Raw genomic sequence first — 25,464 nt, 5'->3', positions numbered from 1 at the left:
CTGGTTAGAAGCGCCCGGACAGGCGCATGGGTCGGCTCGGCATTGTAAGGTCGGCGCGGCACATCGGCAACTTGGTTGCCTCAATGACACTTCGGTGTCATTATAGACACACCTGTTTCCCCAACCGCCCCCGTAGGAGCATGCAAGTGAGTCCCAAGCGCCCCCATCTCGCAGGTGCAGCAGCCCTGTTTGTCACGCTATCCCTCAGTGGTTTGCCTGCCGCCCACGCGGCCGGCTATCCGGATCGTCCCATTACGCTGGTGGTTCCATTCGGCGCCGGCGGCATCACCGACCTGGTGGCACGCGCCACCGGCAAGGCGCTGTCCGAACAGCTTGGCCAGTCGGTCGTCGTGGAAAACCGCCCCGGCGCGGGCGGCAACATCGCTGCGGATTTCGTACGTCGTGCGCGGCCCGATGGCTACACACTGATGTTTGCCACCGTGGGCATCCTTGCGGTCAATCCGCATACGGACGTCAAGGTCAACTTTGATAGCGCGAAGGACTTCACCTATATCTCGCTCGTCGGCTCCACGCCGCATCTGGTGGTGGTCGGCGCCGACGTCCCGGCCAGGACACTGCCCGAGTTGATCAAGCTCGCGCAACGCCAGCCCGGCGTCGTCAGCGTAGGCACCGCAGGCGTCGGCAGTTCGCCGTACCAGGGCATGCGCGTGCTGCAGGACGTGGCCCGGGCCGAATTCCTGCATGTGCCATTCAAGAGCGGCGCTGAATCGGTGACCAACGTCGTCTCGGGGCAGGTCAACATGACATTCGAGGCCACGCCACAGGTGATGCCATTCGTCACCTCCGGCAAGCTGCGGGCGTTGGCCGTCGCCAATCCGCGGCGGTTGGCCACCGCGCCGGACGTGCCGGCGACACCGGAACTGGGCCTGCCGACCATCGTGTCCGGCTCGGTGGCAGGCTTGATTGCACCTGCCGGCCTTGACGCCGCCATCGTGAAGAAGCTCAACACAGCCGTTGCCAGCCTGGTCTCGAACCCCAGGTTCAAGGCCACGCTGATGGCACAGGGCACTGAACCGATGTCGTCGTCGCCCGAACAATTCCGCAAGCTGACCAATGAGGAAGATCAGCGCTGGTCAGCCTTGCTCAAGGCTGGCAGCAAGGCCAAGTAACGCGGACTGAAAGCTCCCCTTCTCCAGCACAACGAAAGGAAATCCCATGGCCAGCACCATGCAGCAGAGCAAGAGCGAAATCGTCGCCGCCTCGCTCCAGAAAATGCAGACGGAACTGCGCGCGCAAAAAATGCCGCTGCGCGAGGCGGTAGCCGAAACCTGCCGGATCCTGTTCGCCTTCGGGCACGACTCCGGCCTCTCGGGCCAGATCACCGCGCGCGCCGAACAGCCTGGCACCTACTGGACCCAGCGCCTGGGTCTGGGCTTCGACGAAATCACGTCCGACAACCTGCTGCTCGTCAATGAAGACCTGGAAGTCCTGGAAGGCAGCGGCATGCCGAACCCGGCCAACCGCTTCCATTCCTGGCTCTACCGAGCGCGCCCGGACCTGAACTGCATTGTCCACTCGCACGCGCCGCACGCCTCGGCGCTGGCGATGCTGGAGGTGCCGCTGGTCATTTCGCATATGGACACGTGCGTGCTCTACGACCAGTGCGCGTTTCTTGAGAAATGGCCTGGCATTCCCGTCGGCAATGAAGAGGGAGAAATCATCTCGGGAGCCCTTGGTGACAAGAAGGCCATCCTGTTGTCCCACCACGGGCTGCTGGTGGCCGGTGCCACGGTGGAAGAAGCCTGCGTACTGGGCGTGATGTTCGAGCGTGCCGCCCGGCTGCAACTGCTGGCCATGGCGGCAGGCCCGATCCAGCCGATCCCGCACGATCTGGGCTGCGAAGCGCAGCGCTGGGTCAGCACGCAAAAGCGGTTTGAAGCCACCTTTGCCTACTACTCGCGGCGTGCGCGTCGCGGGCTGGGCGCCGAATAGCAACTGGGCGCCGACGGGCCGGCGGAAGTGCGGCCGGGCCAGGACGAAGTCTGCAGTCCGCTGAGAAACTGAACCACTCCGGCCCCTCAGCCATTGCCCCTGCCAAGTGCAAGCTCTGACAGTATTGGTCGAATGGGATAATCGCGTCATGGCAGATAGGGCCGACGCTCGTATCCCACCCCCAAAAACGGAGACATGCCTTGACCACGAAAAACCGATTCACCCTGGGCCTGTTGGCAACGGCAGCCCTCATCGCGGCGACCCCGGCTTGCGCACAAGAACAGTGGCCAGCAAAGACGATTCGCTTTGTCGTGCCCTTTGCCGCCGGCGGCGCCAATGACCTGATGGCGCGCGCCGCGGCCGAGGGCGCAACCAAAGCGCTGGGCCAGACCGTGCTGATCGAGAACCGGCCCGGCGCGGGCGGCACCGTGGGCGCCGACATCGTGGCCAAGAGCGCGCCGGATGGCTACACCTTCCTGATTAGCGCAGCCGGCGTCATCTCGAACAGCATGATCAAGAAGTCCATGCCGTTCAAGGATGACGCGCTGGTCCCCGTCGCCATGATCGGCCTTGCGCCCTCCGTCATCGTGGTGCCGAAGAACGCGCCCTACAAGGATCTGCGCGACTTCGTCGAGGCGTCAAAGAAGGGGAACGGTTTCAACTTCGCGACCGCGGGAACCGGCAGCACCCCGCACTTCGTGGCGGAGATCCTGAATGTGAAGTACGGCGCGAAGCTGCAGGCGGTGCCCTACAAGAGCGGGTCGGAAAGCACTACGGCAGTGCTGGGCGGCCAGGTGGAAGGAACCTCCGAGGCCAGCATCATCGCCCTTCCGCATATCCTGCACGATGGCAAGTTCAAGGCGCTCGCCACCACCTGGACGCAACGCATCTCGGCCTACCCGCAACTCTCCACCGCCGTGGAGCAAGGTTTCCCGGAGCTGCAGATCGCGCATTGGGCCGGCGTCCATGCACCCAAGGGGACGCCCGACGCGATCCTGGACAAGGTGGCTGCCGCGGTGGACAAGGCCATGAAGGACCCGGCCGCCGCCGCCAAGCTGAAGGCCGTGGGCATCGAGCCGGTCGGCGGCACGCGTGCGGACTTCGTGAAGTTTGTCGATGCGGAGCGCAAGCGGCTGGGCGAGATCGTCAAGGCCGCCAGGATGCAGGAGAAGTAATCGCTGCGCCCGCCATGCCGCCCCATCGGTCAAGGCGCTGGGGCGGCGTTGCTTTCATTGGCCAACGCCGCAGGCAGGTTGCGGCGCCCCCAGTTCTCTGCCTGCCGCTCCAGGTGCAGGCGGATAAAGTCCATCAGCGTTCGCGTTGCCAGCGTCGGATAGCGGTTTGGCGCGGTCAGCATGTAGACGCTGTCGCCCACGCCTTCGGCTTCGCACTCGGCCAGCGCCTCGCGCATCTGTCCGGACTGCAGTTGCCGCCAGACCGCATAGCGCGGCAGCAGCGCCACGCCCAGCCCGCCCATCACCGACTCAAACAGGAACGGATAGTCGCCTGACTGGATCCGCGGCGACACGCGTAACGCCATCGGCGTGCCCGCCAGCCATACCTTCAGCGTAAAGCGGCGCCCCAGCGATGCCGGGGCAATCATGTCGCAGCGCTCCAGGTCGGCCACGGTCCGGATCGGCCCGTGACTGTCCAGGAACGATGCCGACGCGCACAGGCACCAGCCGACATCGCAGATGCGCCGCGCCACGTGGTCATCGGGCGGCTGTGAGGTGATCTTCAGCGCCACGTCGACCTCGGCCGGGATCAGGTCGCCAATGTTGTCGTTGATGACAACGCGCAGCGAAATCTGCGGGTAGTTGCGCGCGAATTCCAGCAGCAATGGCGTCAGATAGAGATGACCCAGTCCCGTGGGCAGGCGGATACGCACGTCGCCGCGCACCACCTGGCCAAGGCTGTCGATCGAGGTATTGGCCGACTGCAGTTCGTCCAGCATGCGCAACCCGTGCGCGTACAGCAACTGGCCCGCTTCGGTCAGTTCGACATGGCGCGTGGTGCGGCGCATCAACTGGGCGCCCAGGTGCTGCTCCAGCAATTTCAGGCGGCGCGATACGTTGGAGCGGGTCATGCCGCTGCGCTCGGCGGCCGCCGTCAGCGTGCGCGACTCGACCATGGTCACGAAGAGCCGCACCAGGTTGAGATCGAAATTATTGTCAATCATGAGTCAACACCGTAGGCACAAATCGAGGGATTGTCCTGGCAGGAAGCCAACCCTAGCATAAACCTCCTGCTTATCCACCCTTCGAATCCCATGTCCGCACTGCCCGTTTCCGACCTGTCCGACACCGACCTGCCCTTTGCCGGCCTGCGCGTGCTGGACATCAGCCAGGGCATTGCCGGCCCGTACTGCGCGCACATCCTGTGGCAGCAAGGCGCAGAAATCGTCAAGGTCGAGCCGCCCGCGGGCGACTGGGGCCGCAAGGTCGGAGTCGTGCGCGGCGATACCAGCGCGCTGGCGATTGCCTATAACGCCGGCAAGCGCAGCGTCTGCATCGACGCCGCCACCGACGCGGGCAAGGAAGTGCTGCTCGGCCTTGCGCTGCAGGCCGACATCGTCGTGCAGAACTTCCGCCCGCAGGTGGCGGAAAGGCTGGGCGTGGGCTATGCGGCACTGGCCGCGCAACGGCCCGCGCTGGTCTATGTGTCGATCAGCGGCTATGGCCCGGATGGTCCCTATGCCGACTATCCGGCTTCGGACTCGGTGATGCAGGCCGACTCCGGGCTGATGTTCGCCAACCGTGCCGCCGACGGTGGCGCGCGCCGCATCGGCATGCTGCTGGCCGACGCCACCACCGGCCTCTATGCCGCCCAGGCCTGCGCCGCGGCGCTGTGCCGGCGCTTTCGCAGCGGACGCGGCAGCCATGTCGAGCTGAACCTGTTCGATGCCTGTTGTGCGCTGCAGGCCAACAACCTGCTCGAGCATGCGATCGGTGGCCCGACGGCCGCCGGGCCGGTCAGCGCGCCCAATGGCGTCTATGCCAGCAGCGACGGCAGCGTGACGCTGCTGGCGCTGAACAACGCGCAGTTCGCCAAGCTATGCCATGCGCTGGACCGCACCGACTGGCTGGAAGACCCGCGCTTTGCCGACAATGCCGCGCGCATGGCCCACGCCGGGCTGCTGAACCAGCAGGTGGCCGAGCAGATCGCCACGCGCACGACCGCGCAATGGCAAGACATCCTCAGCCGGCATGACGTGCTGCATGCCCCAGTGCGTGGCTATGACGACGTGCTGGCGCACCCGCAGGCCGCACACCGGCAGACCTTCCAGACGATCGCGCAGCCGGGGCTCGGACCGCTGCCCTTCGCCGGCATCCCGGCGCGCGACATGCGCCGGGATGCCGGCCCGGCGCCGGCCAACGGCGAACATACCATGCAGGTCCTGCGCGAGGCCGGCTTCGGCCAGCAGGCCATCGACGCATGGCTGCAGCAGGGTGTGGTGCGACAGGCGACGGCCCCGGCGGCCAAGGCAGGTGTGCAATGAAGGCGCTTGTCTGCAAGCAGTTCGGCGGCGTGCAGGACGTGGCGCTGCAGGCCATTCCGGAACCGGCGCTGGCCGACCCGCATGCGGTCACGATTGCCGTCGAGTACGCCAGCGTCAGCCATGCCACCGGCCTGATGATCGCCGGCCAGTACCAGCGGCGCCCTCCGTTGCCCTTCGTGCCCGGCACCGAAGCGGTCGGCCGCGTGGTGGCCTGCGGTGACGCGGTCAAGCGGCTGCGTCCCGGCGACCGGGTGGTGGCAATCGCGGACTGGGGCTGCTTTGCCGAGCAGGTCACCGTGCCCGAGTACACCGTCTACCGCGTTCCGGACGCGCTGCCGTCAAAGGCTGCGCTGCCGATCCCGATCTCCTATGGCACGGCGTATTGCGGGTTGGTGTGGCGCTGCGCGCTGCGCCCGGGCGACACGGTGCTGGTGCTTGGCGCCGGGGCCGGTGTCGGCCTGGCTGCCGTGGAGATTGCGCGCCAGCTCGGCGCCACGGTCATCGCCTGCGCCAGCACCGGGGCCAAGCGTGCCGACGCGCTGCGGCGCGGCGCCACGCACGCGCTGGCCCCGGCGGACCTGGCGGCATCGGTCAAGGCGCTGACGGACGGCCGTGGCGCGGACGTGGTGGTGGACCCGGTCGGCGGCGACCTGTTCAACCAGGCGCTGCGCGCGGCGGCGGCGAACGCACGCATCCTCAGCATCGGCTTTGCCAGCGGCACCATCCCGCAGGCCCCGGTCAACCTGCTGCTGGTCAAGAACCTCACGCTGCACGGCTTCTTCTTTGGCCGCTACATCGGCTGGACGCCCGCCAACGAGCGGGCCGAGCATGCGGCGGCGCTGCAGGAGGTCATGGCGACGCTGTTCGATTGGGCCGCGCAGGCCAAGCTGGAGCCGACCGTATCCGCGGTCTATCCGATCACCGGCCTGGGCGACGCCCTGGCCGCGCTGGAATCCCGCCAGGTTGTTGGCAAGGTAGCCATAAAAATCCAGGAGACAGAGACGTGAACACCCAATACCAGAAACGGTTTCCAGCGTGGCCGCGGCTGCGCGCCGCACTGATGCTGGCGGCAGCCGCTGCCGCGCTGCCGGCTGCCGCCGTCGCGCAGGACTTCCCGCAGCATCCCGTGCGCATGGTGCTGCCCTACCCCGCCGGCGGGCCCACCGATCTGCTCGCGCGCGTGGTCGCGGTCAAGATGGGCGAGAGCCTGGGCCAGAGCGTGGTGGTCGACAACAAACCCGGCGCCAGTGGCATGATCGGCGCCGAAGTCGTGGCGCGCGCGCCCGCCGACGGCTACACCATCCTGGCCAATGCCTCGCTGCATGTGATCAACCCCAGCATCCAGCCGAAGATGCGCTACGACTCATTCAAGGACTTCGTGCCCATCACGCAGCTGGCCGACGTGCCGCTGGTGCTGGTGGTCAACAACGCATCGCCGGTGAAGACCGTGCAGGACCTGATCGCCTACGCAAATAGTCAGGGCGGTGCGCTCAACTTCGGCTCGGCGGGCAATGCCTCGGCCCAGCACCTGGCCGGCGAATCGTTCAAGCTGGCAGCAAAGGTGCCGATGCAGCATGTGCCGTACAAGGGCAGCGCGCCGGCGCTGACGGACCTGATGGGCGGCCAGATCCAGCTGATGTTTGATTCCATGCCGTCGGCGATGCCCTTCATCAAGTCCGGCAAGCTGCGTGCCGTTGCCGTGACCACCGCGCGCCGCGCGAGCGCACTGCCAAACGTGCCCACCGTCGCCGAGTCCGGCCTGCCCGGCTTCGACATCAGCACCTGGTACGGCCTGTGGGCGCCGCGCGGCACGCCGGCCCCGCTCGTGGAAAAGCTGGCCGCACATGCAGCCAGCGCGCTGAAGCGGCCCGATGTGCGGCAGCAATATGCCGACATGGGCGCCGAGCCGGTCGGCTCTTCACCCGGCGACTTTGCCCGCTACAACGCTTCCGAAGGCAGGAAATGGGCGGAAATCGTGCGGCGCTCGGGGGCGAAGGCAGACCAGTAGCGCACGGCGGTTGCCGCGGGACTGGCCGATGCCGGGTGTCGGCCAGACGCGCAGTTGGCGAATTTTTCAGATTGCCACGATCAGTTTCCGGTCGGAACCGACCAGTCCTCCACCACCAGGCCAGGGACGCGCCGGAACGCCTGGTCATTGGTCACCAGCACCGCGCCGGTCTCCAGCGCGTGCGCGGCAATCAGCAAGTCCAGTGCCCCCATTGGCTGTCCTTGGGATTCCAGCGCAGCGCCGGTCTCACCATAGCCGGCCATCACTGAAGGGGTCCAGCGCAACACCTCGACCCTGCGCAGCAGCTCGTCGACTGCGCGCGCGAGGCGCGCTGCGCCGGGTCGTCTGGCCAGCCCGTACATCAGTTCCGCGCCGGTGATGGCTGACAGGCACAGCGCCGCCATCGGCGCGGCCGTCACGCGTGCCACAACTGCCGGATGTGCCCGCAGCAGGTGGCTCACGATTTTGGTGTCGAGCATGTAGCGCGTCATTCGAGGCCCGCCAGCGGATCCCTGGCTTGTTCGCCCTGCGCGCGGTCGGCCAGGAAGTCTGCCGGCACGGCGCTGTCCTGGATGGCTGCCAGGAAACCGTCCCAACTCTCCGGCCGGCGCGACAGGATCACGTCGCCGGTGGACGGGTCGCGGCGAATATAGACCTCGCGCTCGGCGAAGCGGAATTCCTGCGGCAGCCGTACCGCCTGGCTGCGGCCAGTGGTGAAAATTTTGGCAGTGGTGCTCACGATGTTTCCTTTGATAGCTATCAAAAGATATACCATGGTTCGATAGATATCAAGATATCTATCTGCGTCTCGCATCCAGGGGTCGTTCAGCACCGCAAACTTGCGTCCAATGCGCGCAAATTGTGCATCGGAACCAGGGGTTCGCTCCTCATTTCCCCCACACCCCCATTCAAGGTACGGGTTATTGCTCGTTGAAGGGTGGCATGTCTGTTGCATAGCATTCAAGTACCTTGAATTTGGTGCAGGCGGCTTTCAAGAAGCCGCCCCGGGTGTCCGCGGCCCGCATCGGTTCGGGTACCTGACGCCGGGCCAGTGGCCCGTCCAATTTGTCCATGCAACCCAGGGGGAAAGAGAGTGCGCAAGAAACACACTGCAGTAGCCGCCGCCATGGCAGCCGCAGCGACCGGAATGGTCCTGACGGCAGCACCGGCGCAGGCCAAGGATGTCGTCAAGATTGCCTTTGTCGGTCCGCTGACCGGTGGCGTGTCGTCGATCGGCCTGGGCGGACGCAATTCCGCGGACCTGGCCGTGCGCTTGCGCAATGCGGACCCGAAGGCCAGGTACACCTATGAACTGGTGGTGCAGGACGACGAATGCCGGCCGAACGTCGGCGTGCAGGTGGCGACCAAGATCGCGGCGGACAAGTCCATTGTTGCCGGCGTGACGCACTTCTGCTCTGCCGTGGCCATGGGCACAGTGGGCGTCTACAGCCGCTTCGGCATGCCCGCCGTCGTGTGGGGCGCCGTGCTGCCCGATGTCACCTACGGCAACAAGTTCAAGGAGATCCATCGCGTCAACGGCACGATGATCAACCAGAGCGAGGTGGCGGCCAAATTCATGACCGGGCTGGGCTACAAGAAGTGGGCGATCATCCATGACACCACCGACTACGGCAAGGGCCACAACAAGTACTTCAGCGAGTTCCTGAAGAAGGATGGCGGCACCATCGTCGGCACGTTCGGCGTGACAGCCGATCAGCAGGACTTCACCACCGAGCTGACCAAGATCCGCGAACTGAAGCCCGACGTGGTGTATTTCGGCGGCCTCACGCCGCTGGGCGTGCGCATCCGCACGCAGATGGACAAGCTCGGCATCAAGGCCCAGTTCGAAGGCACGTCGGGCATCAAGTCCGATGCCTATATCGAAGGCGTGGGCAAATCGCTGTCGGAGGGTTCGCTGGCGTTCATCGAAGGCGCGCCGGTAGAGAAGCTGGCGGGCGGCCAGTTCTTCATCGAACGCTACACGCAACAGAAATACGGTGAACCGCCCGAAGCGTACGGCCCGTTTGCGTTTGCCGCGGCCAACCTGATCATGGACGCCGTGGAAAAGGTGGGCCCGGACCGCAAGAAGGTGCGTGATGTGCTGAACGGCACCAGGGACGTGAACACCATCATCGGCAAGGTCACCTTCGACGACCACGGCCAGAACGTGGTGCCGCTGATCACCAAGTATGTGGTGGAAGACGGCAAGTGGGTGATCTGGGAAGACAGCACCTACGGCAAGGGCAAGAAGAAGCTGACCGGCCTGTAAGCATGGCGGCCGGGTTCGGGGCGCTCCTGCCCCCCCGCCCGGCCCCGCGCCCGCCTGGGCATCCGGAATTCGGGGGATACCGATGAGTGTATTTGGGCAGTACGTCTTTAACGGGCTGATGCTCGGGATGATCTACGCAATGGTGGCGGTCGGGTTCACGCTGTTCTTCGGCGTGCTCGACGTGATCAAGTTTTCTCATGGCGATGTGCTGATGGTGGGCGCGTTTGCCGGGCTGGCGGCATCAGCCGGCGTGGTGGCGATGCACGTGGATTCCCCGTGGCTGCAGTTGCTGGCCATCGTGGTGTGCGCGGTGACGGTGACCGGCCTGCTGGGCGCCGGCATCGCGCGCGTCCTGATCCTGCCGCTGCGCCGTGCGCCGCCGCTGAACACGCTGCTGGCCACGCTGATGCTGGGCACGGTGCTGCGTGAGGCGGTTCGGCTGTTCTACCCGGACGGCTCGAACCCGAAGCCGTTTCCCGCGCTGCTGCCCGCTGGCGAGTTCACCATCGGCGCGCTCTCCATCCGCGCGGACAACCTGATCCTGCTGGCCGCCGGCGTGGCCATCATCCTCGGCGTGCATCTGCTGATCACCCGCACGCGCTTTGGCATGGCCATTCGTGCCGTGGCCCAGGATGGCGAAACGGCCCGGCTGATGGGCATCAACTTCGAGGTGGTGGTACTGGTCACGTTTGCGCTGGGGTCCGCCATGGCGGCACTGGCGGGCGTGATGAACGGCCTCTACTACAACGAGATCAACTTCAACGTCGGGCTGCTGCTGGGAGTGATCGGCTTTGCCGCTGCCATCCTTGGCGGGCTCGGCAATATCTATGGCGCCATCCTCGGCGGCTTCTTGTTTGCGGCGCTGCAGGTTCTGGGCAGTGCCATGCTGCCGGCCCTGGTGCCCGACATCCCGAGCGCCTACAAGGACGTATTCGCCTTTGCCGTGGTCATCGTGCTGATGGCCTGGAAGCCGACCGGACTCATCGCGGAGAAAGCCAGTGAACGTGTCTGACAACGTCTCGAAGCCGCTGCCGGCGGCCCCCGGCGCCACGGCCGACGGCCCGCAGCGCCGCCCGGCCATGGTGCTGGCCGTCGCGGCCATCGCCATGGTGGCCTATCTCTACTTCTTCCTGCATGCGGAATCGCAACTGGCAGTGGCCGTGCTGCTGGCGCTGGCCGGGGCCGCGGTGTTTGCGGCGGGCCGGCTGGGCCTGACGCAGGCCGTGGAGCAGGCGACAGTGCGGCGACCGGGCCAGTCCAGGCTATGGGCGCTGGCCGGCACGCTGGCGCTGATCGCGCTGTTCCACGAGAGCCATTTCGTCCTGCTGATGCTGTGTGCCGTGCTGCTTTACACCACCGCCTGTCTGGGGCTGACAGTCCAGTTCGGGTTTTCCGGCGTGTCCAACTTCGCGGGCGCGGCGTTCTTTGGCATCGGCGCCTACACCACGGCCGTGCTGGCCGCGCACACGGGCATTCCTCACGTGCTGGTGATCGTGCTGTCTGGCGTGGCAGCGGCCGTGATCGGCTCGGTGCTGGTTGCTCCCGTGCTGCGCACGCGCGGCCACTATGCGGCGCTGGTGACCATCGCGTTCGGCATCCTGTTCAAGACCTTCCTTGAGGTCAACGACGTGCTGGGCGGGCCGCAGGGCCTGCAGGTGCCCGGGATGACGCTGTTCGGCTTCGCGTTCAACGAGGGCGTGACACTGTTCGGGGTGGACGTGTCGTTCTACGCCAGCTATGCGCTGCTGAGCCTGCTGATCTGTGCGGGCACGTTTGCCGTGGTCAAGGCGCTGGAGCGCTCGTGGGTAGGCCTGGCGATGGACGTGGTGCGCACCGACGAGACCGCCGCCGCCGCGTTCGGCCTGCACATCGCCCGGTGGAAGGTGATTGCGTTCATGCTCGGCAACTTCTTTGCCGGCATCGCGGGCAGTGTCTACGGCATGGTTACCGCGTTCGTGGCGCCCAACAACTTCACCTTCGCCGACTCGCTGCTAATGCTGTCGATCGTGATCCTGGGCGGCCTTGGCAACGTGGTGGGCCTGGTGCCGGCGGCCATCATCGTGCTGGTGCTGCCCGAAAAGCTGCAGTTCATCCAGGAATACCGCTTCCTGTTCTACGCGGCGCTGGTGATCGCCATCCTGCTGTTCCGCCCGGACGGCCTGATGCCGCGCAAGACCCGCCTGTTCTTTCCCCGGGAGGATGCGCAATGAGCGACGCGATGATCCAGGTGCGCGACCTGACCATGCGCTTTGGCGGCCTGACCGCGCTGGACAACCTCCAGCTCGATATCCGCCGTGGCGAGATCCTGGGCCTGCTGGGCCCCAACGGCTCCGGCAAGACCACGTTCTTCAACGTGCTGACGGGGCTATACAAGGCAAGCACCGGGACGATCACTTATGACAGCGACAACGTCATCGGCAAGACGCCACAGCAGATCTACCGCAGCGGCGTGGCGCGGACGTTCCAGCGTTCGCGCTTGTCGCTGCCGCTGACGGTGTTCGACAACATCGTGATCGGCGATTACCAGAACATGCAGCACGGGCTGGTCTTCAACCTGTTCCGGCGCAAGGCGTTCCGCGCCGAGTACGAGCGCTACGTGGAGTCGGTGCGCGAGCTGCTGGGCATCTTCAGCCCGCCGCTGGTGGCGCGGCTGTTCGAGCCGGTGGAAACGTTCACGATGATCGACCGCCGCCGCATCGAGGTGTGCCGGGCCCTGATGAGCCGCCCTCGCCTGCTGCTGCTCGACGAGCCTTCGGCTGGCATGACGCATGACGAGACCCACGAGCTGATGGACGACATCCTGCAGGTGCGCGGCAAGCTGCAGGACCTGTCGGTGGTGCTGATCGAGCACGAGATGAACGTGATCGAGCGGATCACCGACCGCTGCATCGTGCTGAACTACGGCAAGAAGATTGCCGAGGGAACCTACGCCGAGATTACCGCCGATCCCGACGTGCAGACCGCCTATCTGGGGGAGGAAGCCGCATGAGCGACAGCACACTGCGCGTGGAAGGGCTGACCACGGGCTACGACAAGGTCAACGTCCTGCACGATGTCTCGATCGAGGTGCCGCCGGGCAAGATCACATGCATCCTTGGCGCCAACGGCGCCGGCAAGAGCACGCTGATCCGCTCGATCCTGGGCCTGACACCGCCGCGCCAGGGACGCATCCTGTGGGACGGCACGGACATCGCGGGCGAGAAGACCCACAACATCATCGCACGCGGCATCTCCTGCATTCCCGAAGGCCGCAAGGTGTTCCCGCGCATGACGGTGGCTGAAAACCTTGCGCTGGGCGCCTTCCTTGAGGCGGACCCGGCCCGGGTGCGCGAGCGCATCGAGCGCGTGTACACGATCTTCCCCCGGCTGCGCGAGCGCGCGGGCCAGCTCGCCGGCACCATGTCCGGCGGCGAACAGGCGATGGTGTCGATCGGGCGCGGACTGATGGCGCAGCCGCGGCTGCTGGTCATCGACGAGCCGTCGCTGGGCCTGTCGCCGCTCTACGTGAAGGAGAACTTCAAGGTCATCCAGCAGATCAACGAACTGGGCATGACTGTGCTGCTGGTGGAACAGAACGCGCGCCAGACGCTGGCCATCTCACACCAGGGCTATGTGCTGACCCAGGGCCGTGTCGTGGCCCAGGGCACCGCGCAGGCACTGCGCGAGAACGATGAGGTTCGCGCAGCCTATTTCGGCTGATCCGGAGGACATGCGATGGACGACTTCCTCGATCTTCCTGTCCGCACCCTGGCGAAGATGGTGTCCCGCCGCGAACTGAGCGCCGAAGCGGTGGTCCGTGCGGCGCTGGCCCGCATTGCGGCGCAAGACGCAGGCATTCTGGCCTGGCAGCACGTGGGTGGCGACACCGCCGTGGCGCAGGCGCGGCGGCTGGATGCCGGCGGCGCGTCAGGCGCGTTGCCGGGCGTCCCGCTTGGCGTCAAGGACCTGATGGATACGGCAGACATGCCGACCACTTATGGTTCGCCGATATACGCCGGGCATCGGCCGGGCGTGGATGCGGCGGCGGTGGCACTGGCCCGGTCGGCGGGCGCGGTCGTGGTCGGCAAGACCGTCACCACCGAATTCGCCACGTTTCAGCCGGGGCCGACCCGTAACCCGCGCGCGCCGGCGGACAGGCCCCGCACCCCCGGCGGCTCGTCGAGCGGATCGGCGGCCGCCGTCGCCGCAGGTATGGTGCCGCTGGCCTTCGGCACACAGACTGCGGGATCGATTGTCCGGCCGGCCGCCTATTGCGGCGTGGTGGGGTACAAGCCCACGCATGGCACGCTGCCTCTGGCCGGCATCAAGCCGCTGGCACCGAGCCTGGATACGGTGGGCGTGCTGGCTCGCCGCGTGGACGACGCGGCCTTCTTCATCGGCGCCCTGGCGCGCGATGCAGCGGTAGCGGACGCGTCGACGGTACGCCACGCGCCGCTGCGCATCGGCATTTGCCGCACGCCGCATTGGGAACGCGCCAGTGCCGATACCCAAGCCGCGCTGGACACCGCGATCCGTGCGCTCGAACACATCGATGGCACGGTGCGCGACTTCAACCTGCCGCAGGCTTGCCACGGGCTGACTGAAGCCCAGCTGGACATCATGGCATTCGAGGCACTCGCCGCATTCGCGCCGGAAGCACGCGAGCACGCAGAAGGCTTCAGCGCGGCATTCGCGCGCCAACTCGAAGCGGGCCGCGCCGTCACCGGCCAGCGCTTCCATGTCGCGCTGGCCCACGCGGAAGCGGCACGCACGGCGTTCAACACAGCGATGGCAGGATTCGACGTCGTACTGGCCCCTAGCGCCGAAGGCGAAGCGCCTGCCGGCCTTGGCGCCACCGGCGATCCGATTTTCTGCCGCATGTGGTCGCTGCTGGGCACCCCATGCGTCCATATGCCGACGGGCACCGGCGCCACCGGCATGCCGGTTGGCGTGACCGTGACGGGGCCGCGCCATGCCGATGCCCGCGTGCTCGGCATGGCTCATCGCCTTGAGCAGGCACTTGGCGCCAGCCTTGCCTGATTTCTGGAGACCAAATTGACCGTATCGAACCAGCCCCTCCTCGCCAACGCACAAGCCATTGCCGAACGCGCGCAGGATCATGTGGGCGCCGAGCGCCTGGCCGCATCGCTGGCAGCCCTGGCCCGCTTTGGCCTGCGCCACGACGGCGGCGTTTCCCGCGAAACGCTGACCGCGATCGACCTGGCCGCCCGGCGCCACCTGATCGACCAGGCACGCGCGCTGGGCTGCACAGTCGGCATCGACGATTGCGGCAACCTGTTTTTCCGCCGCCCCGGCCGCGAAGACCTGCCGCCGGTGCTGACCGGCAGCCACGCCGATACGCAGCCGGTGGGCGGCAAGTACGACGGCGCGTACGGCGTGCTGGCCGGCCTGGAAGTGATTGCCGCGCTCAACGCGGCCGGCATTCAGACATTGCGCCCCATCGAGGTCGTGTCCTGGACCAACGAGGAAGGCAGCCGCTTCGGTCCCGGCGCGATGGGGTCGAGCGCCTTCGTCGAACCCGCCCGGCTGGCAGGCTATCGCGACGTGGCTGACGCGGCCGGCATTCGCTTCGGCGAGGCGCTCGATGCCGCGCTGGCGGAAAGCCTCGACGTGACCAGGGTGCCGATGGCGCGGCCCATGGCGGCATGCGTCGAACTGCACATCGAACAGGGGCCGGTGCTGGAAGGCTCAGATGTGCCGCTGGGCGTGGTCACCGGCATCCAGGCGGTGCGCTGGTTCCGCGTGGAATGCACCGGTACGATGGCCCATGCCGGCACCACGCCGATGGCGGTACGATGCGATGCGATGGCCGCGGCCGTGGCCATTGCGCAAGACCTGTACGCGCTGGCGCCGCGCCATGCGGCCGCCCCCGGCACTCCCGAACTGCGCCTGACGCTGGGCCGCTGGAGCGTGGCGCCGAACTCGGTCAACACCATTCCCGGCCACGTCACGTTCACGGTCGATATGCGCTGCCTGGACGACGCCGCGCTTGATCGCGCCGAAGCGGCACTGCGCGCGGCGTGTGTCAGGCACGCACATGCGCCCGAAGCGGTCACGGTCACGCGCTTCTTCCATCGCGAGCCGACGCATTTCCCCGAGGCCATGCTGGGCACCATCGAGCGCGCCTGCTCGCGTGCCAGCGGCAACGCCGGCCGCGCGCTGCCGATGCGGCTGACCTCCGGCGCGTTCCACGACGCCATGTACCTGGCCGACCATTGCCCCACGGCGATGATCTTCGTGCCAAGCAAAGGGGGCATCAGCCACAATGCCGCGGAAGATACGGAAGGCGCCGATCTGTTCCTTGGAGCCCAGGCACTGGCTTACACTGTCGCCGAACTGGCCAGCCGCTGAACACATTGACGTACGGCGCCTGGCGGCCGATCCAAGTCCAACCCATTCCGAGCCTGCATGGCAAAGACCGAGCGCCCCACACCTGAAACGGCTGACAGCAAGTCGGCCACCCTGACGCTTGGCGTCAAGCTGCGCCACGCCCGGCTGGTGGCCGGCTACACGCTGCTACAGCTCGCCGGGAAGGCGGGCTGCTCGGAAAGCCTGATTTCAAAGATTGAGCGCGGGCTGGCCACCCCGTCGTTTACCACGCTGCACCGGCTGGCCGTAGCGCTGGACACCAATATCGGCGCGCTGACCAGCGACGAGGAGCCAAACCAGTCGCCGATCCTGCGGCATGGTGAACGCCCGGTGATCCGGGCCGGCGGCGTGGCGCTTGAACGCGTGGTGCTGCCCAAGCGTGGCGGCCTGCTGCAGGCCAACATCCACATCGTCTGGCCCGGCGAGGCCAGCGACGGGCAGATCGAGCACCAGGGCGAGGAAGTAGGCTACGTGCTCGAAGGACAGCTCGAACTGATGCTCGGCGACGACGTCTACCTGATCGGCCCGGGCGATGCCTTCACGTTCTCCAGCCAGGTGCCGCATGGCTACCGCAATGTGGGCGACGTGGTGGCCAGGGTGCTGTGGGTGAATTCGCCGGCCACCTTCTGAGACGGATGGACGAAAAGCGGGCTTACGCAGGGAAGCCCGCGCCGCGGGTCAGGCCCGCAGGAAGGCAGACTTGGCGTAGAACCGATGGCTTTGGTCCTAGTCGTCATCGTGCCAACGGTGCCACTCGCGATGGCGCTCTCTCCACTCGCGTTCCCTCCACCGCCGCTCACGCCACTGTTGTTCACGCCATTCGCGTGCCTGCCAATCGTCGTAGTAACCTGGCGCCACTACCACCGGGCGCGGAGCAACGTAGACAGGGGCCGGCTCGTAGTACACCGGGGGTGGAGGCGCCGCAACTACGACACCTGGAATACCGATGCCAATTCCGACGTCTACCCTTGCCTGGGCGGCGCCTGACGCAAGCATGGATGCGGCTGCGATTGCACAAACTGCCAAGATCTTCTGCATGATGCTGTTCCGTCGAATGTTGCCAATACCTTAGGGCGTTCTCGCCCTGTTTGGTATGAGCAGAACCTAAAGCTGGTTACCTCGTGTAACGGCGGCAGGTTGTGACGGTTGACCACGGCGCTTGTGCGTCTTGTAAGGTTTTGTATCCACTCCTTCGTAGGCTGACGCTTCAGTCAAGCGGTGGAGATCCTTCCGTCAACGGGTAGTGCTATCGGTCAGCGCGTCGCAGCTGCGCTCGCAGGCCTGCCCTGCGATGCGGGCAGAAGTCAGGGGCTGGCGCATCAATCCTTGTTACGGTCTCTGCCGCGACCGTTGCCACCGTCGGCATCACGATTCCGCCCACGGTCATCACCGCGGTTACCGCCACGGTCATTGCCCCGGTCCTCGCCACGCTCGCCTCGCCGGTCCCGGCCGCGATTCTCCGCTCGCTCATCGCCGCGATTCCATCCACGCTTCTCGCCGCGGTTTTCGCCTTGATCTCCACCACGGGTCCAGCCGCGGTTATCACGGTCGCTCCAATCACGGCCCCTGTTTCGCTTCTCGTCCCGGTCCCAGCCTCGATCCCAGTCACCGCCCCACTTTCGGTTGCCGCCGTAGTACCTCGCACCGTCCCAATCGGAGTAACCGCCGCCGTAAATCGGACGCGAGTAACCGCCGTGGTAGTAGCCGTCATCATAGGGAGCGATGGCGCAGCCGGTGAGAAGTGCTGCCGTGGCTACGGTGAGCACAAATAGGGATTTCATGGTGACCTGCGCTTGCAGTTGGCGAATTTGCCGCAAGGATACAGACGGGCACCTCCCCCGGTTGTAAGAAATCGTGTCCCACAGCGCGGGGGCGGAGCTAGCTGTAGCCGTCAACCCGCGCCGATGACGGCAGCACCGGTCGTCAACGTGCCTGAGATGGCGAGCTAGTCGGTGAAGGAATCGAAACGATTCGGCGTAGCCGCATGAGGCTACAAGCCGGTCTTGGTGTTCTCGACGCAAGCCTTTGCGTAAGCGATTGCTTCGGTCATTGCCTCGTCCTCGCTACTGAATGAGGCTTTGATCTTGTGTCGCAAGCCTGGGACAAACTCGTTTGCGTGATCGATTCTTCGCTCGAACAATACCGATGCCTCCCAGGTCCCGGATTTAGTCTTCCAGACCGTGCAGTGGCAGTAGTACTCCCCTTCTTCGACCCAGACATGGCTCGACATGGCGACCTCCCAACGTTTCGAGGAATCCTAGCATGACGAAAGAACGCCCCATCCGGCATCAACTGCGGCGGCGCATGGGCTGCCGGGTGGTCGATTTCAGAGGGGTTCAGCCGTGATCATCTACCCACGCTTTCGCCCAGGCAATGCCGGCTGCCGCAGCCCGCTCAAACGAGGGGTAGTACCCCAAGGGATCCGATCCTTCCTCGATGCGGCCGTCCTTCTCAACTGCACCGGATGCCTCGAAGGATCCGTCGCCAAGCTGCTTGGCAAAGCCGCGGACGATGTAGCCCTGGTAGCTTTCGATTGTCATGACGACCTCCGATTTGGATAGGAAAATCGTAGCATGAAGAAGCTGGTCAACCCGACCCTCGACGGCGAGTCCGGGTGCATCTCTCCGACGGCAACACGCTATAGGGAAGATACACTAGCAAGTTCGGGTCAAACTAACTCACGTTTGGAGAAACCGATGGCAAAGCTAGTGGTGCTATACAAGAAGCCTGCGGACACGGCGGCGTTTGATTCATATTACTTCTCGACCCATGTTCCGATCGCCAAGAAGATCGCCGGCCTGCGCCGCTACGAGGTCAGCAGCGGCCCGGTTGCAAGCCCGGCCGGCGATTCGCCGTTTCACCTGGTTGCGGTGCTCAGCTTCGATTCGCTGCCAGCGCTCCAGCAGGCAATAGCTTCGCCTGAGGGCGCCGCAGCAGCAGCTGACGTGGCCAATTTTGCCCAGGCCGGCGTTGACATGCTGATATTCGACACGAAGGAAGTTTAGGCCGGCGGTTCACGGCCCCTCGGCATTGCGGCACAGGGCAGGCGAGGGATCGGCGGCGGCGCAAAGCACCCGGCCGCCTCCAACGCTTCCATCGTCAGCCCGACGGCCGACCAGGAATTCGGTTGGCCCTCGGCACCGTGATGGCGCATGACCAAGAGCCAAAGCCGACCTAACTTGCAGCCGCCTTTGAGGCCTGTGCTGCACGACGCTGCATGCCTTTCGAGGCCACCTGCGCAGCAGTATTGAAGCTGCTTTCGGCCACTTGCACGGCCTGTTTTGCCGTCGTTTGCATCGACTCATAGAGCGTAGTGGTCGCGTTGACTGCCTCCTGCCAGGCAGCCAATGGCGCCGCCGCCGCGCCGGCAGGCGTTTGGTTGACCACGCTTCCAAGGAAGTCGTTCAGACCCTGCTTGCCTGCGGTGTATTGGACCTCGGCGACCTTCTCGAACTCCGCCCGGGTGGCAGCGAGGATGTCGTACAGTTGACGGCGATACGCCAAGATATTGTCGGCTGCGGGTTGAAATAATTCGATTTGCAGCTCGACCAATTCTTGCGGCTCCTTGACTGAGAGCGCTTTCGTTACGCCTTCTCGTGAATCAGCCAGCGCCGTCTTCATCGTTTGCAGATTCAACTCCAGCAGTTTTTCAAAGCCCTCAAAAGCCTTGCCGGTCAGCCCGGTCAAGGCTTCAATGCCTGCCAGCTGGACCTTAATGAATTGCTCGGGGGACCACTGATTCATCTTGCGTCTCCTAAGTGCGACCCGCCACCTGAGCCATCGAATGAGGGCTCCAACGGGACGGGAATCGATTGAATAACGATTGCTGCGATGTGACCCCGGCAGGCCACGCCGATCTGACCAAAGCGCGCCGACGCCGGCAGTCGCTGCCAGCTAGAGCAGTACGCTCATAAGGAGGCCTGGCGAGCCTGACATTCCCTTGCGCGAACTCGCCCGAAGGCTTTCAGAAAGGCGTAGCCCTGGATTGTCACCTGAGGGCGGCTGTGATTTGGCCCAAGGCGCTCAAGCGTGACCAGTTGATACGCGAGCAGCGTGTCCATATCCGCGCGGTCGAGCTCCGTTGGGTCGGAGCTGCCGCTTACCAGCACAAGCGTGGCGAATTCATGATGACTCAGCACAGTCGTCTCCCAAGCTGTAGGTTTACTTTTGCTACGGGACTTCACTACCGTCCGTGACAGCCGGCCTGGTTTGCACAGACCGCTTGTTTCGTCTCGGACGCGAGGTTCTGGCTGGCGGGTGCTTGTTCTCGCACCCGGAACGTCCATCTTAGTTGCTCGCCACCTTGTGTTCAATGTGATTGGAAGCATGTCTGCCGTAATCCCCGGTATTTTCTCCTTTGCCAAAAAGTGCGCCGGGGCGGCTCAACGAATATCGCAACATGCTATGCATCCAGGTTCGGGAGCATCCATTCGCCGACCGGCCGGACGGCTTGCATTAGCGCCACTCGCCGGGGTCCGCTACTGATATGTGGTTGCTGGGCAAAGGCATGGAGCTTCAGGCCGAATGCGGACCGCTCTGTGTAAAAAAAACCGCGTCGCCGGAGTGGTGACGCGGGTGGTAGTAGCAGGACTTCAGGGCGATTCTATATTGACTTAGATTTTTCTTACGTCAGAATTAAGCAGGATCTTGACTCCAGATCTGAAGCCAAGAGTCCCGCGCGCGGGAAGGTGTGAGTGGAGGCAGAAAATGACAACGGCTCGGGCTGGAACCAAAGGGGAAGCTATCAGGCTCCTGGAGGCAGAGGGGGTCGCGCTGGTCGAGCTCGACTATGAGTCAGGTTGGCAAGATGCCATTGAGCTCGGGCGCCTTGGTAATAAGGTAGGGATACGGGTGGAGTATCGCGGACACGAAAGCATTGCCGTGAAGTCCCTCGCGGCGCTCATTGCTGGCCTCAGCCGGCCGAAGGTGTCCTTCCGGCAACGGAACCTTTACTGCCAGTTTGCATTGGACCAGCTGGCAGCCGACGAGTTGGTTGCCTTGGAGACAAAGGCCATGAAGGCTGGCGACTACATCCTGGCCGGGCACCTGCTGCGGGACGTCGATGCGGTCTGGACTGAGTAAGCCTGGATCGAGGGGATTTCCTCGGATTCGGCGGTCGGAAATTTGCGCACACAACCCGTATCGCAACTCGCCCGCCTCATCATCAGTGCTCTAACCCAGAGGTTAACCCGCAGATGCTGCCCGCCCTCCTCTTCGGTATGCTAGTGGTTCGGCGCGCCGTACCGCGTTCAAGCATATTCTGGCGACGCGGCAATTCCGGGGCGGGGCTTCCCAGCACGCGACCTGTGTGCACCAAATGTCGAGGACGAAATGGCGACTGGCATCGTGAAGTGGTTTAACAGTGAAAAGGGCTATGGGTTCATCACGCCGGATGATGGCGGCAAGGACTTGTTTGCTCATCACAGCGAAATCCAAGGCACCGGGTTCAAATCGCTGGAGGAAGGCGCGAGAGTGGAATTTGAAGTCACGCAAGGTCAGAAAGGCCCACAAGCGTCACAGATCCGCCCGCTATAGTCGCCCTGCGCCGCCTGACGGCCTGAATTGACAAAGCCCTCCACGAATTGCGAAGGGCTTTTCTGCTTTCCGGCCCGTGGCGGCCCCATCCTGGGGGTCTCTATTTCCTGCGCCAATATCGACTGACTACAGCATTTCGGGCTCAGTGCGACAGACCTCGGGCTCATGGCGACGGAGGTAGTCGACCACCGTTGCGAGTTTCAAACGGAGCCGCTTGCCGCCCCGTGTAAACTCCTGCATCGGCGGATCGCCAACCATCCCCCTATTGAGGAAGAACATGACTCGACAATCACTTCGTACGCTGTGCCTGACCCTGCTGCTAGCCGCTGCCACCACACCGGCATTGGCCGATGACCTGAAGAACGCCGTGGGAGGCGGTCTGGGCGGTGCCGCGGGCGCGGCCGTCGGTGGCGCACTGGGCGGCAGCACGGGTGCCGTGATCGGCGGCGCGGTGGGCGGCGGTGCGGGCGGCGCGGTGACGGCCAACAAGAAGGAACGAACTGGCGCCGTCGTGGGTGGCGCGCTGGGCGGTGGCGCCGGTGCGGCGGCCGGCAATGCCCTGGGCGGCCGAACCGGCGGCATCGTAGGTGCCGCTGCCGGTGGTGCAGCGGGTTCGGCGCTGGGCGGCAATGTGTCGCGCAACAACTATGCCGATGACCACAGGAACGGCAATGTGTCGCGCAACAGCTATGGCGAAGACAAGAACGGCAATCGCGGCAAGCACAAGGGCCAAATCAAGCATCGTCACGACGACTGAGCGAGGCGACGCGCGATGGCGCCCGTCATTGGGGCATCTGTCCCATCGCGCGCTTGACCACGTCGCGCGCCGGGTTCCGGTCGGCCGCCGCTGCGGTCGACCGGCTCGGATCGCGCTGCGTCGGCGGAAGCTGTGAAGGCGAACTTCGCGTCCGCCAGCGTCGGCGTCAAAACCTCCAGAACAGGAAGTGCCGATGCTGTTGCGCCTGGACCTTGCGAGGAGCCCTGGTCTCAGGGCTGAGCCGCGCGTCCGGATCGATCACTCGCGCACGCAGCGCCATATCGTAGAACGCGCCCACCATCGGCAGGGCGCTATGCGCGCCCTGGCCCCAGTCGTTGCCGAGCGTCACACGTCCATCGTCAAAACCCACCCACGCGCCCGCGACCAGTTGCGGATGCATCAGGATGAACCAGCCATCCGTGTTGTCCTGCGTGGTGCCCGTCTTGCCGGCCACGTCGGCGCGAATCCCGAAGCGCGTCCGGATACCTGCGCCGGTGCCCCGGATAACGACGTCGCGCATCACATCGACGAGCGTTTGCGCGGCGGCGGCGGGCAGTGCCTGTTCCGGCGCTGCGCTCGCAAATTCGGCGAGCACCTTGCCGTCGTGATCCTCGATGCGGGTAACCATGCGCGGTTCGACATAGGCGCCACGGTTCGCGATCGTGCTGTACGCCGATACCATTTCCTTGAGCGTGACCGGGCTCGTGCCGAGCGCGAGCGACGGCACCGCTTCGAGCGGACTGTCGCGCACGCCCATCGCGCGCGCAAGCCGTGCGACCTTCTCGGGGCGTTCCTTTTGCATGAGCTGAGCGGTGACGCGGTTGCGCGAATACACTAGCGCGTCGCGCAGCGTCATCGGCCGGTCGGTGGGCGGCGCCGCGTCGGTAGGCCGCCAGGTCGCCTGGCCGGCCAGTGGAATGGCGACGTTCCGGTCTACGATCGTATCGCTTGGCCGCGCGCCATCCGCGAACGCCGCCCCGTAGACGAACGGCTTGAAGGTCGAACCCGGCTGGCGCCGGGCCTGCTGCACGTGATCGAACGGTGCGTCACTGAAGTCGCGACTACCGACCCATGCCTTGATATCGCCGTTGCGCGGATCGATCGCGACAAAACCCGCCTGGACCTGAGTCTTGCTCCGGCAGAGTACGCGGATGAACGTCGGGTTGGTGCCGAGTTTCCTGAGCGCCGCCTGATCCGATTGACCAGCATCGCGTGCGGAGCGATAGTCGGGCGTTTGCCGGATGAACGTCCGGAACAGGTCGTTGCCAGGCGAACAGCCCGTGCGTTCGTTCCACGCCCCGTTCGCGATCCATTGCAGCTGGCTCGCCTGCCAGTCCATCGCCTGCACCGCCATCGCCTGCAGACGGGAATCCATGGTCGTACGCACGACCAGCCCGTCAGCGTAGATGTTGTAGCCGTTGCGCTCGGCCCATGCGATCAGCCACTTGCGCAGCTGCGCGGAAAAATGCGGCGCCGCGCCTCGTGGCGCGGTCTGCAACCCGAAATTGACATTGAGCGGTTGCCGCCTCAACCAGGTGTAAGCGTCGGGCTTGAGCTTCCCGTACTTGTTCATCTGCCCGAGCACGGTGTTTCGCCGCTCCAATGCGCGCTCGGGATTCAGGACAGGGTTGTAGGTGCTGTTGGCCTTCAGCATGCCGACGAGTGTCGCGCTTTCGAGGATGTCGAGCTGATGCGCCGATTTGCCGAAGTAGGTGCGTGCGGCCATTTCCACGCCATAAGCGTTGTACAGGAACGGCACATTGTTCAGGTATGTCTCAAGGATCTGATCCTTGCTGTACACGGCTTCGATCTTGAGCGCCGTGATCGCTTCCCTCATCTTGCGCGCGAGGGTCGGCGCGCGGCCGACTTCGTCGGGATACAGGTTGCGCGCGAGCTGCTGCGTGATCGTCGAGCCTCCCTGCCGGTCGCCAGAAAACGTATGCAGCGCGGCCGACGCGGTACGCAGCCAGTCGATCCCGTAATGCTCATAAAAGCGGCGATCTTCGGTGGCGACCAATGCAGCCACCATGTACGGCGAGATCTGCCCGAGCGATACCCACTCGCGATTGACCGGCTTGAATTCGTCGATCACTCTGCCGTCGGCCGATACGATCAGCGCCGGGCGGTCGATGCGGGCTTTGCGGATGTCGCCGATGCCCGGCGTAAACGGCACTAGCGCCAGCACGTACAGCAGGAATAGCGCCGGCACTGCGGCGAGCGTCAGCATGATGCCGCGTCGTGTCGGGTGGCCAAGGCGGCGCAGCGCGCCGGGAAAGACGCGCCTGGCTATCGTGATGCTGGCAGCGGCCAGCGATTGGATGCGGATGTGCCACCGTGCGCAGTACTCACGACAAAACAATAGACAGCGGCGATTCACGGTGGCGGAACGCTTTGCGGAAAGAGCGGGATCGTACCAAAGCGGAAGGAAGCATCTGTTGTCAATACGGGGCTGCGGGGGCGGCATTAACAAACGATTACATTTGTTTCGCACGGCCAACGTGCGCTACCTGTGCCCCTGGCTTTGCGGCGGTCATTTTGCGATCAATGCCGGCCGGCGGCGTATGGCATGCGAGCGCGCGTCGGCGATCCGAACTCCTGCGCTCGATCGCATAGCGAACTGAGGTAGTGAAGCAATCGCCTGACCTCTGACGCGCTTCAGCGGCCCATGCGGCGGTTGTAGCTGCGCGAAATGCGCGCCATCAACGCTGGATCGTGTGCAGCCATGCCGTCGAATTCCACCCGCACGTAGCCGTCTGCCTGCTGGTGAACTCCGGCCATCACCGTGCTGGTATCCAGACTGCCGACGACCACGCCATTGACCGGGTCCTCGACGCTGATCGCCAGGCCCTGGTCGCGCATTGCCCCGGCTGCGGCGGTGAAGGTGCGATCGAAGCTGGCCGGCCCCATGACGGTAAAGGCGCCTGTTCCGGCCGGTTCCAATGTACATGCCGAAAGCGCCAGCAAGGCGCCGCTGACTATTAGTGAGAGTCGCATGATGATGACTCCTTGCGCCAGCCCCGGATCGAAAATGTACGCGTTGCGACTTCAGGCGAGTTTTCCACTTCCCGGTCGCT

At 65.0% G+C, this 25,464-nt stretch carries 27 protein-coding genes; 18 read left to right on the top strand and 9 right to left on the bottom strand.

What is annotated here, in order from left to right; translation table 11 throughout:
* The first annotated feature begins 140 nt into the window (after positions 1-140).
* From RS901_RS24400 to RS901_RS24390, 3 genes are all read left to right on the top strand, one after another.
* Positions 141-1,130, top strand: a complete 990-nt coding sequence (locus tag RS901_RS24400) for a tripartite tricarboxylate transporter substrate binding protein (RefSeq protein ID WP_316156720.1) — start codon at positions 141-143, stop codon at positions 1,128-1,130.
* 46 nt (positions 1,131-1,176) lie between these two features.
* A complete protein-coding gene (locus RS901_RS24395) occupies positions 1,177-1,953 on the top strand; it encodes an aldolase (protein WP_316156718.1) in 777 nt (258 codons plus the stop codon).
* A 224-nt stretch (positions 1,954-2,177) separates the two neighbouring features.
* Positions 2,178-3,128, top strand: coding sequence for a tripartite tricarboxylate transporter substrate binding protein (locus tag RS901_RS24390; RefSeq protein WP_410054236.1), 951 nt, complete (start codon positions 2,178-2,180; stop codon positions 3,126-3,128).
* 29 nt (positions 3,129-3,157) lie between these two features.
* Here RS901_RS24390 and RS901_RS24385 read toward each other — a convergent pair whose 3' ends face one another.
* Positions 3,158-4,132, bottom strand: coding sequence for a LysR family transcriptional regulator (locus RS901_RS24385; RefSeq protein ID WP_316156716.1), 975 nt, complete (start codon positions 4,130-4,132; stop codon positions 3,158-3,160).
* A 90-nt stretch (positions 4,133-4,222) separates the two neighbouring features.
* Here RS901_RS24385 and RS901_RS24380 point away from each other — a divergent pair, with 90 nt between their 5' ends.
* The 3 genes from RS901_RS24380 to RS901_RS24370 are packed head-to-tail and all read left to right on the top strand — an operon-like array spanning position 4,223 to position 7,460.
* Positions 4,223-5,452: a CoA transferase gene (locus RS901_RS24380; RefSeq protein WP_316156715.1), complete on the top strand. Its 1,230-nt coding sequence runs from the start codon at positions 4,223-4,225 to the stop codon at positions 5,450-5,452.
* Positions 5,449-6,459 carry an NADPH:quinone oxidoreductase family protein gene (locus RS901_RS24375; protein ID WP_316156714.1) on the top strand — a complete coding sequence of 337 codons (1,011 nt, stop codon included), beginning with the start codon at positions 5,449-5,451 and terminating at the stop codon, positions 6,457-6,459. The genes RS901_RS24380 and RS901_RS24375 overlap by 4 nt, the downstream gene beginning before the upstream one ends.
* Before the next feature lie 53 nt (positions 6,460-6,512).
* Positions 6,513-7,460, top strand: a complete 948-nt coding sequence (locus RS901_RS24370) for a tripartite tricarboxylate transporter substrate binding protein (protein ID WP_316157284.1) — start codon at positions 6,513-6,515, stop codon at positions 7,458-7,460.
* 80 nt (positions 7,461-7,540) lie between these two features.
* On the opposite strand, the gene RS901_RS24365 is transcribed toward RS901_RS24370, so the two are convergent.
* Both RS901_RS24365 and RS901_RS24360 read right to left on the bottom strand, forming a co-directional pair.
* The gene (locus RS901_RS24365) at positions 7,541-7,939 is read right to left on the bottom strand and encodes a type II toxin-antitoxin system VapC family toxin (protein WP_316156713.1); all 399 of its coding nucleotides are present in this window, start codon (positions 7,937-7,939) and stop codon (positions 7,541-7,543) included.
* 8 nt (positions 7,940-7,947) lie between these two features.
* A complete protein-coding gene (locus tag RS901_RS24360; protein ID WP_316156711.1) occupies positions 7,948-8,199 on the bottom strand; it encodes a type II toxin-antitoxin system VapB family antitoxin in 252 nt (83 codons plus the stop codon).
* 387 nt (positions 8,200-8,586) lie between these two features.
* Between RS901_RS24360 and RS901_RS24355 the strand changes: the two genes are divergently transcribed.
* The 8 genes from RS901_RS24355 to RS901_RS24320 all read left to right on the top strand — a co-directional run bounded on the left by RS901_RS24355 (position 8,587) and on the right by RS901_RS24320 (position 16,728).
* Positions 8,587-9,729: a branched-chain amino acid ABC transporter substrate-binding protein gene (locus RS901_RS24355; protein ID WP_410054219.1), complete on the top strand. Its 1,143-nt coding sequence runs from the start codon at positions 8,587-8,589 to the stop codon at positions 9,727-9,729.
* An 82-nt stretch (positions 9,730-9,811) separates the two neighbouring features.
* Positions 9,812-10,741 carry a branched-chain amino acid ABC transporter permease gene (locus RS901_RS24350; protein WP_316156709.1) on the top strand — a complete coding sequence of 310 codons (930 nt, stop codon included), beginning with the start codon at positions 9,812-9,814 and terminating at the stop codon, positions 10,739-10,741.
* Complete coding sequence (locus tag RS901_RS24345) at positions 10,728-11,939, top strand: branched-chain amino acid ABC transporter permease (RefSeq protein ID WP_316156708.1); 1,212 nt, start codon at positions 10,728-10,730, stop codon at positions 11,937-11,939. Before RS901_RS24350 ends, RS901_RS24345 begins: the two co-directional genes overlap by 14 nt.
* Complete coding sequence (locus RS901_RS24340) at positions 11,936-12,718, top strand: ABC transporter ATP-binding protein (RefSeq protein WP_316156707.1); 783 nt, start codon at positions 11,936-11,938, stop codon at positions 12,716-12,718. Before RS901_RS24345 ends, RS901_RS24340 begins: the two co-directional genes overlap by 4 nt.
* The gene (locus RS901_RS24335; RefSeq protein ID WP_316156706.1) at positions 12,715-13,428 is read left to right on the top strand and encodes an ABC transporter ATP-binding protein; all 714 of its coding nucleotides are present in this window, start codon (positions 12,715-12,717) and stop codon (positions 13,426-13,428) included. Before RS901_RS24340 ends, RS901_RS24335 begins: the two co-directional genes overlap by 4 nt.
* 15 nt (positions 13,429-13,443) lie before the next feature.
* Positions 13,444-14,748: an amidase gene (locus RS901_RS24330; RefSeq protein ID WP_316156705.1), complete on the top strand. Its 1,305-nt coding sequence runs from the start codon at positions 13,444-13,446 to the stop codon at positions 14,746-14,748.
* Between the two features lie 15 nt (positions 14,749-14,763).
* A complete protein-coding gene (locus RS901_RS24325) occupies positions 14,764-16,080 on the top strand; it encodes a M20 family metallo-hydrolase (RefSeq protein ID WP_316156704.1) in 1,317 nt (438 codons plus the stop codon).
* A 57-nt stretch (positions 16,081-16,137) separates the two neighbouring features.
* Positions 16,138-16,728 carry an XRE family transcriptional regulator gene (locus tag RS901_RS24320; RefSeq protein ID WP_316156703.1) on the top strand — a complete coding sequence of 197 codons (591 nt, stop codon included), beginning with the start codon at positions 16,138-16,140 and terminating at the stop codon, positions 16,726-16,728.
* Positions 16,729-16,824: 96 nt separating this feature from the next.
* Here RS901_RS24320 and RS901_RS24315 read toward each other — a convergent pair whose 3' ends face one another.
* The 3 genes from RS901_RS24315 to RS901_RS24305 form a co-directional block, all read right to left on the bottom strand.
* A complete protein-coding gene (locus RS901_RS24315) occupies positions 16,825-17,136 on the bottom strand; it encodes a hypothetical protein (protein WP_316156702.1) in 312 nt (103 codons plus the stop codon).
* A 281-nt stretch (positions 17,137-17,417) separates the two neighbouring features.
* Complete coding sequence (locus tag RS901_RS24310) at positions 17,418-17,879, bottom strand: hypothetical protein (RefSeq protein WP_316156701.1); 462 nt, start codon at positions 17,877-17,879, stop codon at positions 17,418-17,420.
* 555 nt (positions 17,880-18,434) lie between these two features.
* Positions 18,435-18,638, bottom strand: coding sequence for a hypothetical protein (locus tag RS901_RS24305; protein WP_010812739.1), 204 nt, complete (start codon positions 18,636-18,638; stop codon positions 18,435-18,437).
* Positions 18,639-18,794: 156 nt separating this feature from the next.
* Between RS901_RS24305 and RS901_RS24300 the strand changes: the two genes are divergently transcribed.
* A complete protein-coding gene (locus RS901_RS24300; protein ID WP_316157283.1) occupies positions 18,795-19,103 on the top strand; it encodes an EthD family reductase in 309 nt (102 codons plus the stop codon).
* A 169-nt stretch (positions 19,104-19,272) separates the two neighbouring features.
* Here RS901_RS24300 and RS901_RS24295 read toward each other — a convergent pair whose 3' ends face one another.
* Entirely contained in the window at positions 19,273-19,842 is a 570-nt protein-coding gene (locus RS901_RS24295) for a phasin family protein (RefSeq protein ID WP_316156700.1), read from the bottom strand.
* Between the two features lie 963 nt (positions 19,843-20,805).
* On the opposite strand from RS901_RS24295, the gene RS901_RS24290 reads away from it, so the two are divergent.
* The 3 genes from RS901_RS24290 to RS901_RS24280 all read left to right on the top strand — a co-directional run bounded on the left by RS901_RS24290 (position 20,806) and on the right by RS901_RS24280 (position 22,390).
* Complete coding sequence (locus RS901_RS24290; protein ID WP_316156699.1) at positions 20,806-21,180, top strand: PHA-granule associated protein 4; 375 nt, start codon at positions 20,806-20,808, stop codon at positions 21,178-21,180.
* Between the two features lie 249 nt (positions 21,181-21,429).
* On the top strand, positions 21,430-21,633 hold the full coding sequence (locus RS901_RS24285) for a cold-shock protein (protein ID WP_013953610.1): 204 nt from the start codon (positions 21,430-21,432) through the stop codon (positions 21,631-21,633).
* A 277-nt stretch (positions 21,634-21,910) separates the two neighbouring features.
* Positions 21,911-22,390, top strand: coding sequence for a hypothetical protein (locus RS901_RS24280; RefSeq protein WP_316156698.1), 480 nt, complete (start codon positions 21,911-21,913; stop codon positions 22,388-22,390).
* 166 nt (positions 22,391-22,556) lie between these two features.
* Here RS901_RS24280 and RS901_RS24275 read toward each other — a convergent pair whose 3' ends face one another.
* Together RS901_RS24275 and RS901_RS24270 are read right to left on the bottom strand one after the other, a co-directional pair.
* A complete protein-coding gene (locus RS901_RS24275) occupies positions 22,557-24,617 on the bottom strand; it encodes a penicillin-binding protein 1A (RefSeq protein WP_316156697.1) in 2,061 nt (686 codons plus the stop codon).
* Between the two features lie 428 nt (positions 24,618-25,045).
* Complete coding sequence (locus RS901_RS24270; protein ID WP_316156696.1) at positions 25,046-25,384, bottom strand: penicillin-binding protein; 339 nt, start codon at positions 25,382-25,384, stop codon at positions 25,046-25,048.
* Positions 25,385-25,464: the final 80 nt, after the last annotated feature.

The sequence above is a fragment of the Cupriavidus sp. BIC8F genome, assembly GCF_032465815.1.
GTDB classification, from domain to species: domain Bacteria; phylum Pseudomonadota; class Gammaproteobacteria; order Burkholderiales; family Burkholderiaceae; genus Cupriavidus; species Cupriavidus necator.
The sequence above is the reverse complement of the archived record's forward strand: the minus strand, read 5'-3'. Positions and strand labels throughout refer to the sequence as shown.